This is a genomic window from Psychrobacter sp. APC 3279, from assembly GCF_030407795.1.
Lineage (GTDB): Bacteria > Pseudomonadota > Gammaproteobacteria > Pseudomonadales > Moraxellaceae > Psychrobacter.
Genome location: NZ_JASDCR010000022.1, coordinates 1 through 13256, shown reverse-complemented (window position 1 = coordinate 13256; position 13256 = coordinate 1). Strand labels below are relative to the sequence as shown.

The following is a 13256-nucleotide window of genomic DNA, read 5'->3' as shown; positions in this document are numbered from 1 at the left end:
CCAAACCAGACGAGCAATATTATGCAACCCATGCAAGATGATACCCGTAGCGAGCTAATCACTCGCCTCGTACAAGATTATGGTCTCAAATTCTCCAGCGACCGTCAGTTTTTGCGTTATGGCCGCTGCCCATCATGTAATAAAAAAGAATTATTCACCGGTGCAGATGCGCCGTGGACGATTCAGTGTGGCCGCGCTAATAAGTGCAATTATCAAGCATCTACTCGTGATATCTATCCTGACATATTCGCCAATTGGACGAAGAAAAACCCACCAACACCCAGTAACCCAAATGCCACGGCTGACGCTTATCTTCAGTCGGGACGTGGCTTTGATATTGTCAAATGGCAAGGCAGCTATACCCAAGAAGTATTCAAAGACTTCTATTCTGACTTTACTTGTCCTAGTGTTCGTTTCAACATCACAAGCGAAGGGCAAACTCTAGGGTATTGGGAACGGTTGATAGAACCCGCCGCGAATATAAAAAAGGCCCGTGTGCAAACAGGCTTTAAATTTAAAGGTCATGCTTGGTTACCGCCAAAGCTGCATTTACAGCATGGCATCTGGTCATATGTGAAAGAGCTATGGATTACTGAAGGCATCTTTGACGCCATGGCACTGACTGAGAACGGTCTACATGCTATTAGCAATATCACAGCGGGTAACTATCCTAATATCACGTTAAATCAAATCAAAGTCAGGCTCGATGAGCTTGGTAAGCCATACCCAAAAATTATCATTGCTCTTGATAATGATAAAGCAGGACAGGCTCAAACTGACAAACTGGTGGCAAGAGCGCGACAACATGGATTTGACGCCACTGCCGCCCAGTCGAGTGAGTATAGCGGTGGGTCTGATTGGAACGACCTACACAAAGCGGGAAAACTCACTAAGTCAGACCTTGAACGCTACCGCTTTTATGGTGAGCTGCTTATTGCTGATACCGCTAAAGACAAAGCATTGCTGACTTATAACCAATATAACAACAGTAGCTTTTATATGTTTTTTGATAGCTGCACGTACTGGGTAAAGGTCGATATTGAAACTTTTGATAGGTCTAAAGTATTGAATGAGTCGAGCGAACCAACCCAAGATTTATTTGATACTGAAGAAGAACTCAAAGAAGCGCATCAACTATGGCACGACGACTTGATGCAGTCCTGCATGACTGTCACTCAGATTATGAACTGTCAACCGCAAGCACTCTACTATCAGCAAAACCTGGTCACCGATGAGTCGTGGTATTTTTTTCGTATTCGCACACCACAAGGCGACACCAAGAACACTTTTACCGGTAGCCAACTCTCTGCAGCGGGTGAATTTAAAAAGCGCCTATTATCAGTCGCGCCTGGCGTCATTTATCAAGGCAATTCAAAGCAGCTCGACATCATGTTGGGACGCATGATTAATGGCATCAAGACAGTAGAGACTATTGATTTTATTGGTTATAGCAAAGACCATCAGACTTACATTTTTAATGATGTGGCCATCCGTCACGGTCAGAGCTACCCGCTCAATGCTGATGATTATTTTGACCTGCCAAATAATAAGAGCCTAAAGACACTCGCGGCCAGTCCAAACATCAGAATCGGTGACCGCCCCAAAGATCCAGCCAACTGGTTAGCAGACATCATATCTGGCTGGGGTGTGCAAGGTGTCATTAGTCTGGTCGGCTTCATGGGCAGCTTGTTTGCCCAGCAAGTACGTGACCGTCAAAAGTCCTTTCCTTTTCTAGAAATCGTTGGTGAGCCTGGTACTGGTAAATCAACCCTACTTAGCTTTTTTTGGCGCTTGATAGGTCGTGATGGCTACGAGGGTATCGATCCCAACAAAACCACCAAAGCCGGTCGTCTGCGCTCATTATCACAAACATCAAATATGCCTAGTGTATTCATTGAGTCTGACCGTGACGGTGCCGGCACTGGTCGCAACAGTCAGTTCAATTGGGACGAACTAAAAAACCTATATGACGGCGGCACGATTGGTACACGCGGTGTCAAGTCAGCCGGCAACGAAGTCTACGAGCCACCGTTTCGCGGCACTATCGTCATCAGTCAGAATTTGCCCGTGGTGGCGTCCAAGGCAGTGCTAAGCCGTATCTGCCACCTATTCTTTGCATTGGACAACCAGACCCGAGATTCTGAAGCAGCAGCCAGACGCATCGAGGCGCTACAGACCGAAGATGTCAGTCATTTCTTAGTAGATATACTCAAGATGGAAGACAAGATACTGCAGGTGTTTTTTGATACCAAAATAGCGCATGAGAATTGGTTAAAAGACAGCGGTGTCAAAGCTTTCCGTGTCGCGCATTGCCACGCGCAGATACTCGCCATGTTTGATGCGATGAAACTGGTATTGCCAGACTTGCAACGCTTGGACGGGGCCGTTAAGCAGGAAGTATTTAACATGGCAACCGAGCGCGATCAGACGCTTGACACCGAGCATCCGCTCAATATCCAGTTCTTTGATGTACTCGAACGATTGAATGCAGCGCCCAACGCAATCGAAGGTGCTGGTCATCATATCCGCCGTTTGCATATCAACCACAGTAAGAATCCAGAGCTATTGGCGATCAGTATGCCAGAGATCTATCAGCTTGCGAATGAGTACCGCTATGACCTGCCGCCACAATCCGACATGCATCACGCGCTGCGCCAGTCTAGGCAGTTCAAGTTTGTGGCAGCAAACAAAACCGTAGCGTCTCAAATAACAGGCCGTAGCATTCGTTGCTGGGTGTTTGAAATGCCTAAAAATCTAAGCCTCACTTAAAAGGAAATTAACTAATGAACATTCAAAACCTAATGAAACATGCCGCACAACATGCTGAAAGACAAAAACAGGCTCAAGAGTCTAGCAAAGTAATGGAAACGTTTCGAATGATGATAATGACGACCACGATTAACGACTTGGTGAATCAAGACGCTCTCGATAAAACTTTGCAAAAAAGCGCTGATAAAACGCTGCAAATGTTCAAAAGCGACTGTAAGCCTAGCGATGGCGAAATGGAACAACTTGAAGCCATAGCCAACCTCGCAAAAGTGGAAGTTAAAAGGATATTAAGCGAGTCTGCCAAGATTATGTTGGTCAAGTCATGAACCTAGTCCGCGCCCTATTCCCTTACAACCGTGAAAGTCCTTTACATTGGCTGACCTTCGACACGTTGAGCGGTCAGATGATTGACTGCTCAATGCACCCAACGCACAAGCAGCGAGACCTCTATCAAGGCAAGCATTACAGCATCAACAAAGACAAGATTGAAATGCGCTGCAAGGTCGAAGTCTACCAAGAACGTAAATACGAAAAATTAACTGAAATCAAAATAGGAATAAACTGAATGAGCGATATTATTGACCGCGCCAACGACCAGGCGCAAGAAGAGTTAGAACGCAACTTAGCCAAGGCTGCACGTTTTGATCGGCCATCACTGGCAGAGTGTATCGATTGTGGCGAAGATATTCCTGAGCGCCGGCAGCGCTTAGGCGGTGTCACCCGCTGTATCGATTGTCAAAACAATATAGAGGGACGGAGGTAGTCATGCCATTACCATTAAGTTTATATCGTTGCCGTGACAGCGTTTGCATAGCAACTGATGAAAATATGGTCAATGAGCATCTAAACCGTGATCGTATGGGGAGAAAATCCCCAGTAAATAAAATGCCAGAAGGTAGCGTTATCTTACATAACAACAAGCCCTACGGCATAGACGAACTGACCAGACTGGCATATAAGAAGGCAAAAACAATGAAACTGGATCTAGACAACCCGTTCTCAATCATCATTGATGACAGGTTTATCAAATGACTATACTATGGACAAAAAAACAGCCCTCACAATTGTGAGGGCTGTTTCGTCAAATCATTTGAGCCAAAAGCCCCAAACCAAGAACTTTTAAGTGGCTCAATAGTTACCAAACCAGACCTTTATTATAGCGTCAAATCCGTGTAAAAGCTAGTTATATCAGCATTTTAAGACCTATCTACACACGTTTTTACGCATAGGAGCATCCAAAGTGGCCAGTATTGAACCACTCAAAACCAGTATTCGCATTATTTGGTACATAAACGGTGAAAAAGACAGCGAAACATTACTAAACACGCCACCAACCGCAGCAAACAAGGCTAACGCGCAAAAAATAGCGGATATGGTCGAGCAACAGATACAAATGGGCATATTTAACCGTGATGCCGTATTCCCATCATCACCAAAGCGACAAGCATCATATTTTGGCTATTATATCCCAGTTTGGGAGAATGCCGAGCAAAGTACAGTCTCCCCAACGACTTGGACGACCTACACCAGCAAAGTGGCCAACCACATCACGCCATATTGGCAAGATAAGCAAATAAGCAAAATCAGTGCTGAAGACGTCGAATATTGGGTATACAAAGTGCTCAGAGTCAATCTATCACCGAAAACGATTGTCGATATACTAGGTTTATGGCGATCAATATGGAGTTACTGGGCACGTCATCAAAAGAACCCTAACGATCCAAGCCAGTACATCAAGCTTAACGCAAAAGATCCCAAAGACATCGAGCCATTCACTCGTGAAGAGATCGCATCAATCATCAATACCGAAACGGACACAACCTTTCGGAACTTATGGACGGTCATGTTATGGTCAGGTCTATCCAGTCACGAGCTGATGCCACTGGCCGTAGAAGATATTGATTTTAATCAGGCAACAGCATATATCAGACGGGGCTTTGTAAAAGGCATTCATAAGGCGACTAAAAACCGACGACGCAAAAGGCAAATTGAACTACTACCGATCGTAGCGAATGCCTTGGTCAATCAACGCGAATTGCTAACTGATCAAGTCCCTCAAGCAGTCAAAGTACTTGAGCGAGATAATCACACCTATGAAGAGCAGCATCTAACGTGGCTTTGGTACAACCCGCGCACCGGCAGCCATTACACATACCCACAGCTTGAAAAACGTTGGAAACGCCACCTGGATAAATGCGACATACCCTATCGCGCTTTAAACAATGGTCGTCATACTTATGCAAGCCAAGTATTATCAACAGGCATTATTAGCGCCGAATGGTTGGCCAACCAACTGGGCCACGTAAATACAGACATGATCCATAAACACTATGCAAAGTTCATTCCCAGTGACACGCGCCATATCATCCGCAACTTAGCCAATGCACTAGACAATAGCCAGTAACACAATCAGCAAAAAGTCCTAAATATAGGGCTTTTTTTATACCTCATTTATAGGTTCAAGTAATAAAATACCACAGGGGTAGCAATATGAGGTAATCATAGTAATAGCTTAATAAATCAGATATAAGTATTTGATATTATTATTATTTATAAATACCTTAATATAGTAATTAAAAGTAATTATTATTACATATATAGTATAAGTATATGATTTATATATATTTTATAGTTTCTTAATTAATACCTTTTATCTGTGTATTGGATTACTTGATAATTACCTCTGAATTACATAAAAAACCTAATAAAATCAATATGATTACCTATATTACCTAGTTTGCACACCACCCCAGAAAATTTAAAAACATCAAAATAAGACGGTGCACTGGCCACGCTCACGATCTGCTTATATCTTACGTGGGATTACTATGGGATAGCTATACCTGCTTAATTCGACACTACATTCTAACAATATCATGTACTTAGCATCCCAAAAATCCTGAAATTAATAATCATAGAGGTTTCGAGTCTCTCCAGCCCCACCATTTTCGGATAGTACATCTTAGACCAAATATCAAAACCTGCTTTTTAGCAGGTTTTTTTGTGTCTGGAATTTGGTGTTAGAACTATAAAATATCTTATCAAGAGCATTAATCTACTTTTCTACCCTTTCTAAATCCTTCAGCACCTCATCCGTACTTTTATAGCACCTCTCTACCCGCTTTGCCAATATTTGCATGCACTTGCCATAGGCATACCTAATTAATAGAAAGGTTTCCCTCACTGTCATTGAATAATGCACTACGTTGATTTTTACGAAGGGTTTCACGTTGAATGATATGTTTTGCATCGACTTTTTCTAAAGACAATCTTGTTTCGCGAGAAAGATCGCCATCTGCTATTAAGGATAAATAACGAGAACAACAAACTCTTAAAAAAGAGGTGAAATTGCCAATATCATGATCAGCATCGAGAGATTCAAGGTATAGCTTAGTGATCAGTTGATTAACCGTCATTTGATCACGAAATGACAACTCTTCTAATATATCCCAAAAAAACACTTCTAAACGAATTGAGGTGACAACTCCCTGAATTCGAAGCGATTTGGTTTTAGAGCTCCACAAGCTATCGTCAGCACTAATAAAAAGTTGGCACATATATATTCTCTCTCGATACTGGGGTCTATTGAACGTTCAACAGACCCGAATTAATGCTTATAGCAAGGCAATAAACTGCTTTAGCATCGCTGGGTGGGCAGGCCATGCAGGTGCCGTTACCAGTTGGCCATCTGTAATGGCGCCATCCATAGGTAACTTGATATACTCAGCGCCAGCCATTTCTATTTCTGGCTGACACGCAGGATAAGCAGATACTTTTTTACCTTTTAGTACGCCAGCAGCTGTCAGCATTTGTGGCCCATGGCAAACTGAGGCAATCGGTTTATCAGTATTTGCGAAATGCTGAATCATTGCAATGACCTTAGCATTCAAGCGCAAGTATTCTGGCGCACGTCCACCTGGCAAATACAAGGCATCGTAATCTTCTACATTGATATCAGCAAAAGAGGCATTAAGAACAAAGTTATGACCGCGTTTTTCGGTATAAGTTTGATCACCTTCAAAGTCGTGTATTGAGGTAGCAATGCTATCACCTGCCACTTTATCTGGGCAGACCGCATCAACCTCATGTCCCATCGCTAGTAGTGCTTGGAACGGAACCATGTTTTCATAGTCTTCAACAAAATCACCGGTTATGATAAGTACTTTAGCCATGATATTCTCACTGTATTGTAATAAAACACTGTAATGAAATACGGAAACCCAAATTAGTTTATAGCGACTTCGCTTAAAATGAGCCTGAATATCCATTCAAACATAAAAAACAACGACTAGGTAATATGTGAATACTACAAACAATCACTTTTTAAAATAAAATAATAAATTCAGCTATTTTCTAATAACTTTAAATCTATCAATATCTTATCCATCTCCTGATACCGTCTCTCTTCCCGCTTCGTCAATGCTTTGTCAACAATACATTGATAGTGACTATATTCTGCTGACAACGTTGGAATAGGTTGTTGGCAATGCTGAATCGCCCACACTCTTAATTTATCATTGCTATTGGCGCTTAGCTGAAACGGGCGCTTGCCTGTTAGTATCTCAACCATCATTACGCCAAACGCGTAGATATCACTCTGTATAGTTGCACTCTGACCTTGCCAACGCTCAGGTGCGAGATACGCTGGTGTGCCAGCAGGATTTGGTTGGCTATTAGCCACCGTCATACGTTGTGCTAAAGCAAAATCAGTGAGTAATAGTCTAGGCATCAGACTATTACTCATGGTATCTGCTGGCCATTCATCGTGAGCACCTTTAATCAAGATATTACTGGGCTTAATATCATTATGTAACCAGCCAGCCTGATGCAAATTGGCTATCAAGTGTGCAGACTTCATGATGAAATGATGCTTTTGTGACGCTATTAGTGACAGGTGTTTTGAAGCGGTCAGCTGACTCGCCAAGCTACCATTAGGGTAATAAGGTGTGACTACTATAACTAGGTGTTGCAACTGCTCTAGTATTTGAACGTCCACGCAATGATGAGCCAATAGCGGCGGTGCGATAGCGTTATTTTTGATTTTCGATGAAGCATTTACAGCAGCTAAAATATCCGCTTCATGAGTTAAATCAGAAGCGATAGGATAAGCGCCATCACTCAACTGCCACTTAATCATCACGCTACCAAATTGCGGATGCTGGGCACGTGTTAGTCCTTGGAAGTAAGTCTTGTCGATACCTTGTGTTTTAACAACTTGCACATGCTCATCTTGCGTTTGTTCTGTGCTTTGCTGAGCAATACGTTGATGCACTATCTGCCTAAAACATTGTGCGTCCAGTTCTTGGGAAATAATGGGCAATAGCTGCATCGCCTGCGCTTGCAAGGCTTGCGTAATAGACGGATTACTGGCACTATTTTCCATGGTATTGTTTCTCATAATATAGTGAGATTACAGCCTTCCCATTCGTATCATTTCCAAAGATAATAATAACGCGAATAATGGTTACAAGTACTACGCTTAATAGATACTAAGATTGTAGGCACTAAAATTTTAGCAGCGTTAATTGTATTTTTGGGTATGGTATTAAAGACAACCTTAATTGCTAGAGCCACTATGTCCCAACCAACTATCCCGACCACGCCATCTGATCAACCCACTTATACCCTACCCGCACCTTTGTTAGACTTACTCAGTCAGTACTTACAAGAGCGAGTCACACCAACTATTGAAATTGACCCGAGCCAGCTTGCTTATCGCTGGGTCGGTGGACGCACTGGTCACCTGCAACCTTTGTCAGTCAATCTATTTTTGAGCTTAGATGATTTGCATGGTATCGATACGCAAAAGTCGAAACTGGTACAAAATACCCGCCAGTTTATTAAAGGTTATCCTGCCAACCATGTATTAATGTCAGGGACACGCGGTGCCGGTAAGTCATCATTGATTCGCGCTTTGCTACAAGCCCATCATAGTGAAGGCTTGCGTATTATTGAAGTGGCCCGCGATGACCTGCAAGTATTGGATAAGATTCGTGCTGCCATTAATGCCCTACCAGCAGATTGTCATTGCCGCTATATCGTATACTGTGATGACCTCGCTTTTAATGGTCAAGACGAAAGCTATCGTGCGCTAAAGAGCGTGCTCGATGGCTCGCTAGACTCTGAGCAAGACAAACTACTGGTCTACGCCACCAGTAATCGCCGTCGCTTGCTACCGCAGATGATGAAAGACAATGTCGATATCTATAATGGGCAGACGGATGAAGTCAATCCCTATGAGGCCATTGATGAAACCGTATCATTATCAGATCGATTCGGTTTGTCCCTCACCTTCCATCCTATGGATCAGCAGACTTATCTGCAAATCGTTCAGCATTATCTGAATTTAGAGCAGCAAAAAATCTCCGCTGATGTGGATAATGATGCTAAGGACATTTTAGCAAGTCATTCTATGCCTGATAAGATCAGAAAGGATGCGCTACGTTGGGCCTCAGAACGTGGTGGTCGCTCAGGACGAGTTGCTTACCAGTTCAGCCGCTTTTGGAGTGGTGAAACACAATTGGCTATCGAAGACAGTAAGCGCTAGGTCATATTTAACGCTAAATCATATCTAAGCTTAGCCATGTCTAATCACTGCGTGCAGAGCCTATATACTGCACGCGATTTTCTTCTTGACTGCCCTCTTGATTGCTTACCGACTCAACTGCACCATCAACCATATATTGGTCAAAATCTGCCGCCAGCCAAAGATTACCTTTGTAGACGCTCTCAGCATCTAAACGAATATATGCCATATTTGGCGTTTCGCTATCTGGATTATCAAAGTTCTGATAGCGAGCGCTAAAGTGGGTCAAAATGATGTTTTTCAGGTTCATTTTTTGCGCGAATGTGCCCACCACATGCGCACTGCTATGCATGGGATTAAAGTCAGGGTTTCTGGCTTGAATAGCCATCATGACCTCGTGCGTATAAGTGGCCTCATGCACCAATAAATCCGCATCGACAACGGCTTTACGCAAACAGTTTGGCGTATCATTGTCTCCTGCCACTACCACTCGCGTCCGCTGTATTTCCTCATTGATATAGTCTACTGAGTGCAATTGTCTATTGTCCTCAGTCGTGACATCTTCGCCTTGCTGCAATTTACCCCACAGTGCACTTGCTGGAATACCATCTGCCACAAGCTTATCTGTATTAAGGGTGCGGCGGCTAATAGTCTGAGTAATACCAAAGGCATGAGAAGCAACCCGATGTGATAGCAGCGTGATATCAATATCAAGCTGATGTTGGTCACTTAAGCTAATACTGACCTTGTTCGTATCACCTTGCTCAGCCAACACCTCTTCAATCGCTATAAAATCGAGAGCAAAAGGTAGATACAGCTCTGTAGTGGTAGTAATAGTTTCAAGCAAAGTAGCAATCGCTTTTGGGGCAATCAAAGTTAATGGCTCACGACGTCCTGACATGGCAGCACTTGCTAACAGCCCTGGCAGACCGTAGCAATGGTCACCATGCACATGTGTGATGCAAATAGCAGCTAATTGATGTAAGGAGAGCTTGGTATGTAGCAATTGCTGCTGCGTGCCTTCACCGCAATCAATCAGCACCCATGGGCGCGATTTCTTACTCTGATTATTCTGTTGACGACTTCCTTGCTGTACGCCAGAGGTATGTGGATTCAGACACTCTATTGCCAGTGCAGTCACATTACGCTGTTTGGTCGGTACACCCGCGGACGTACCCAAAAAGGTTAGCTTTAGCATAATGATGCCTTTTATTTATCAGGAGTACTGGCTCAGAAGTACGAGAGCGTCTCTTCACTCTAAAACGATTACAGAAGTAGAATAAACGAAGAGTATGCCCTAGCTACGACAGTTGGCATATCATGGTCTTTTGACCTTCAACCATTTGTCCACCATTGGCAGTGCACTCATTTACCATATTCGATTCGTAAGATTTCCAGCCACCATAAAAGCTCGCTGCACACAGAATGACCACCAGAATTTTCTGTGACCACGATTTGATAGAGACTTGTTGGCTATTAATCTGTTGTCTATTATTTTCTTGCATACTGGTATCTTGCTTATTGAGTGATGTTTGAGTTGCTGCCTGATTGTCATTTTTGTCTAGGCTATCTTGCTTTAAATTGTCTTTATTCGAGGTCTTTAGGTCTGTCATAACATTATCCTAAAAAAGGCTTTGTTTATTCATAAACAAAGCCTTTGGTCTACATGGCTACTTAAGCGTTGAGAGAGGATTATACCAGTATCCTCTAAAAATTCAGACGGCCACCCTTTTTTTCTGCTCGTTTAAAGGCATCTCGTTCTTCGCAGCGTTTGAGCCAGTTCAAAAGATTGGTATATTTACTCTGATCTAAACCTGCACCAGCATTGGCACCTAAGACCGCAAGATGCATTTGAATATCAGCGGCGCTAAATTCACTACCTGCAAACCAATGGTTTTCATGTAGATGACGCTCCATCATATCTAGCATCTTCTCCAAACCGCTACTGATCATGTTTTTTTCAATCTGACCTTGGATTTTTTTGCTAATAGGTTTGATTAGCATTGGCGATTGAGACACTACTTTTGTGAATACCAAACGCATGACCAACAGTGGCATCAATGAAGCCTCTGCAAAGTGTAGCCAAAACGTGTAGGCTTCCCATGCTGCTTCGTTATTATCGTCAGGTTTGAACTGCTTTTCTTTATCATAGTGCTTAATCAGATATTCAATGATAAACCCTGACTCAATCAGGACACGATCGTCCGCTTCTAGTATTGGTGCATTACCAATCGGATGCACTTGCTTTAAGCTATCAGGAGCACGGTATGCTTTATTGCGCTCATAGCAAGTCAGTTTATAATCGGCGCCGAGCTCTTCCAACAGCCAGATAATACGAAACGAGCGCGAGTTTGCTAAATGATGAAGATGTAACATAAACCGTCCTAGTTATATATTGTAGTAAATCAGCCATAATATCTCAGATATAGCGCCATATGTTCACTCAATCGTGGCCCTACTGCTCTCGATAATAGCGCAATTTGTACTTCTTTAATACTGTGAGTTGGCAGACATGTTGGAAAACTATGCCTACCGAATCGATGCTATCTAAGACGGTGTACTCTTCAACATCAGTCTAAATGTAATGCTTCAATCTTGCGCGTCATTTTATCTATCTTTTGCTGATATTTTTTGATTTGGCGGAATCGATGCGCGATTAGCACGCCTTTGATACGGCGATTTTTCAGGCGGCGACGTGGTGGAAAACTGCCCACTTGTGGCTCATTGTAGCCATGTAAGCGGTCTTCACGTTTACGCGCCATATAACCTAATGCGCTATCAGCAATCATAATCAGCAATGCGATGAAAATCATGCTGTACATCAGCATGGAGCCACCATCATGTAGGCTGCGATCTAAAATTGCGATTGAGAAGATAAACAAGAATATCGGCTCAAGGTAGCACAAAGTCCCGAACAATGAGACAGGCAACTTCTGACTCGCTACCATCGTTAGTGACATCGCAGCGGTACTGATAATGCCTAATAACGGCAGCAGATACCAAAGCTTGTGGTTGGTAATTGCTACTTCAAAACCACCATTCATATACAGCGCGACCAATACCACTGGCAACAACAATACAAGGTCTGAAATCAAACCAGTAATGGGCGGCACGGCCAACTTACGACGTAGTAGATAATAAGGAGGATAACCCAAGCAAACAAACAAAGTCGCCCAAGAGATTGCACCATATGCAAAAATATCGTAAGCGATACCAAGACCTGCACATACGATAGCAGCCCACTGAAGTAAGCTCATATCTTCGTTGTAAAAGAACCTGCCGACAACGATCATAATCATCGGATATAGGAAATAACCCAACGTTACCTCGAGCCCCAAACCATTGACTGGCGCCCACATAAATATCCAGATTTGCGCGCCCAAAATCGGTGTAGGTAGTATAAATAAAAACCATTCTTTTGCGTTCTTTAGTGTTTTTAGATAATCGAAAATGTGCTGCCACTGCTTTAGTACGCTGACCAGCAGTACTAGACTAAAAAACATTGTCAGCACGCGCCACGAAGCGACTTGCGTACCTGATAATGGTTGCAGCAGTAGACCAAATAAGAACAGCAATGAGTATAAAAAATTTGCAGCGACAGCGGTGATTGTACCCTGCGAGGTTTGGTTAGTAGTCAGCATCACAACAGCCTTTAAAGATTGGAGCACATCCATGGCAATTTTTAAAAAAAACAAAAGCCTCAGACGAGAACGTCTGAGGCTTTTGCATATAAGGTCGTCGCGCAATCTAAGTTGAACGCTTTTGATGTATTAGGCTTACATCATGGTCGGCATTATGTCAAAGTCAGAATGAATAAGCAATGCCACTGTTCATCTAGGGCGTGTCTTCAATTGGATAAGCCCTAAATAATAGTTACAATACCGCATCTATTGAGTCGATGCGAGAAATACAAGTTATGGCAAGAAAAGCATTAACAGATACGCTTTGGGATCAATTGCAA

The 13256-nt window shown here is 43.0% G+C and carries 14 protein-coding genes; 7 read left to right on the top strand and 7 right to left on the bottom strand.

Annotated elements, in window-relative coordinates:
- Positions 1-21 precede the first annotated feature (21 nt).
- The 6 genes from QL898_RS11710 (at position 22) to QL898_RS11685 (ending at position 5173) form a co-directional block, all read left to right on the top strand.
- Positions 22-2769: a toprim domain-containing protein gene (locus tag QL898_RS11710; RefSeq protein ID WP_290176952.1), complete on the top strand. Its 2748-nt coding sequence runs from the start codon at positions 22-24 to the stop codon at positions 2767-2769.
- Between the two features lie 14 nt (positions 2770-2783).
- Positions 2784-3095 (top strand): hypothetical protein, encoded by a 312-nt coding sequence (locus QL898_RS11705; RefSeq protein WP_290176950.1) that lies wholly within the window; start codon positions 2784-2786, stop codon positions 3093-3095.
- Positions 3092-3334: a hypothetical protein gene (locus QL898_RS11700; protein WP_290176948.1), complete on the top strand. Its 243-nt coding sequence runs from the start codon at positions 3092-3094 to the stop codon at positions 3332-3334. Before QL898_RS11705 ends, QL898_RS11700 begins: the two co-directional genes overlap by 4 nt.
- A complete protein-coding gene (locus tag QL898_RS11695; RefSeq protein ID WP_290176947.1) occupies positions 3335-3532 on the top strand; it encodes a TraR/DksA C4-type zinc finger protein in 198 nt (65 codons plus the stop codon).
- Between the two features lie 2 nt (positions 3533-3534).
- Positions 3535-3801, top strand: coding sequence for a hypothetical protein (locus tag QL898_RS11690; RefSeq protein ID WP_290176946.1), 267 nt, complete (start codon positions 3535-3537; stop codon positions 3799-3801).
- 208 nt (positions 3802-4009) lie between these two features.
- Complete coding sequence (locus tag QL898_RS11685) at positions 4010-5173, top strand: DUF3596 domain-containing protein (RefSeq protein ID WP_290176945.1); 1164 nt, start codon at positions 4010-4012, stop codon at positions 5171-5173.
- 754 nt (positions 5174-5927) lie between these two features.
- Here QL898_RS11685 and QL898_RS11680 read toward each other — a convergent pair.
- The 3 genes from QL898_RS11680 to QL898_RS11670 all read right to left on the bottom strand — a co-directional run bounded on the left by QL898_RS11680 (position 5928) and on the right by QL898_RS11670 (position 8152).
- Positions 5928-6326, bottom strand: a complete 399-nt coding sequence (locus tag QL898_RS11680) for a ribbon-helix-helix domain-containing protein (RefSeq protein ID WP_201547694.1) — start codon at positions 6324-6326, stop codon at positions 5928-5930.
- 57 nt (positions 6327-6383) lie between these two features.
- Positions 6384-6944, bottom strand: coding sequence for a DJ-1/PfpI family protein (locus QL898_RS11675; protein WP_290176998.1), 561 nt, complete (start codon positions 6942-6944; stop codon positions 6384-6386).
- Between the two features lie 167 nt (positions 6945-7111).
- A complete protein-coding gene (locus QL898_RS11670; protein ID WP_290176943.1) occupies positions 7112-8152 on the bottom strand; it encodes a protein kinase in 1041 nt (346 codons plus the stop codon).
- Between the two features lie 192 nt (positions 8153-8344).
- Here QL898_RS11670 and QL898_RS11665 point away from each other — a divergent pair, with 192 nt between their 5' ends.
- Positions 8345-9316 carry an ATP-binding protein gene (locus tag QL898_RS11665; RefSeq protein ID WP_201547691.1) on the top strand — a complete coding sequence of 324 codons (972 nt, stop codon included), beginning with the start codon at positions 8345-8347 and terminating at the stop codon, positions 9314-9316.
- Between the two features lie 40 nt (positions 9317-9356).
- Here QL898_RS11665 and QL898_RS11660 read toward each other — a convergent pair whose 3' ends face one another.
- The 4 genes from QL898_RS11660 to rarD all read right to left on the bottom strand — a co-directional run bounded on the left by QL898_RS11660 (position 9357) and on the right by rarD (position 12936).
- Positions 9357-10493 (bottom strand): ribonuclease Z, encoded by a 1137-nt coding sequence (locus QL898_RS11660; protein ID WP_290176941.1) that lies wholly within the window; start codon positions 10491-10493, stop codon positions 9357-9359.
- Between the two features lie 103 nt (positions 10494-10596).
- Positions 10597-10908 (bottom strand): hypothetical protein, encoded by a 312-nt coding sequence (locus QL898_RS11655; protein WP_290176939.1) that lies wholly within the window; start codon positions 10906-10908, stop codon positions 10597-10599.
- Between the two features lie 94 nt (positions 10909-11002).
- Positions 11003-11671 carry a glutathione S-transferase gene (locus tag QL898_RS11650; RefSeq protein WP_057759100.1) on the bottom strand — a complete coding sequence of 223 codons (669 nt, stop codon included), beginning with the start codon at positions 11669-11671 and terminating at the stop codon, positions 11003-11005.
- Positions 11672-11865: 194 nt separating this feature from the next.
- Entirely contained in the window at positions 11866-12936 is a 1071-nt protein-coding gene (rarD, locus tag QL898_RS11645) for an EamA family transporter RarD (protein ID WP_290176938.1), read from the bottom strand.
- Between the last annotated feature and the right edge of the window lie 320 nt (positions 12937-13256).

What these genes read in the sequence shown, in the direction of transcription:
- QL898_RS11710 (WP_290176952.1), top strand. Translation starts at nt 22, where the DNA reads ATGCAACCCATGCAAGATGATACCCGTAGCGAGCTAATCACTCGCCTC.
- QL898_RS11705 (WP_290176950.1), top strand. Translation starts at nt 2,784, where the DNA reads ATGAACATTCAAAACCTAATGAAACATGCCGCACAACATGCTGAAAGA.
- QL898_RS11700 (WP_290176948.1), top strand. Translation starts at nt 3,092, where the DNA reads ATGAACCTAGTCCGCGCCCTATTCCCTTACAACCGTGAAAGTCCTTTA.
- QL898_RS11695 (WP_290176947.1), top strand. Translation starts at nt 3,335, where the DNA reads ATGAGCGATATTATTGACCGCGCCAACGACCAGGCGCAAGAAGAGTTA.
- QL898_RS11690 (WP_290176946.1), top strand. Translation starts at nt 3,535, where the DNA reads ATGCCATTACCATTAAGTTTATATCGTTGCCGTGACAGCGTTTGCATA.
- QL898_RS11680 (WP_201547694.1), bottom strand. Translation starts at nt 6,326, where the DNA reads ATGTGCCAACTTTTTATTAGTGCTGACGATAGCTTGTGGAGCTCTAAA.
- QL898_RS11670 (WP_290176943.1), bottom strand. Translation starts at nt 8,152, where the DNA reads ATGGAAAATAGTGCCAGTAATCCGTCTATTACGCAAGCCTTGCAAGCG.
- QL898_RS11665 (WP_201547691.1), top strand. Translation starts at nt 8,345, where the DNA reads ATGTCCCAACCAACTATCCCGACCACGCCATCTGATCAACCCACTTAT.
- QL898_RS11660 (WP_290176941.1), bottom strand. Translation starts at nt 10,493, where the DNA reads ATGCTAAAGCTAACCTTTTTGGGTACGTCCGCGGGTGTACCGACCAAA.
- QL898_RS11655 (WP_290176939.1), bottom strand. Translation starts at nt 10,908, where the DNA reads ATGACAGACCTAAAGACCTCGAATAAAGACAATTTAAAGCAAGATAGC.
- QL898_RS11650 (WP_057759100.1), bottom strand. Translation starts at nt 11,671, where the DNA reads ATGTTACATCTTCATCATTTAGCAAACTCGCGCTCGTTTCGTATTATC.
- rarD (WP_290176938.1), bottom strand. Translation starts at nt 12,936, where the DNA reads ATGCTGACTACTAACCAAACCTCGCAGGGTACAATCACCGCTGTCGCT.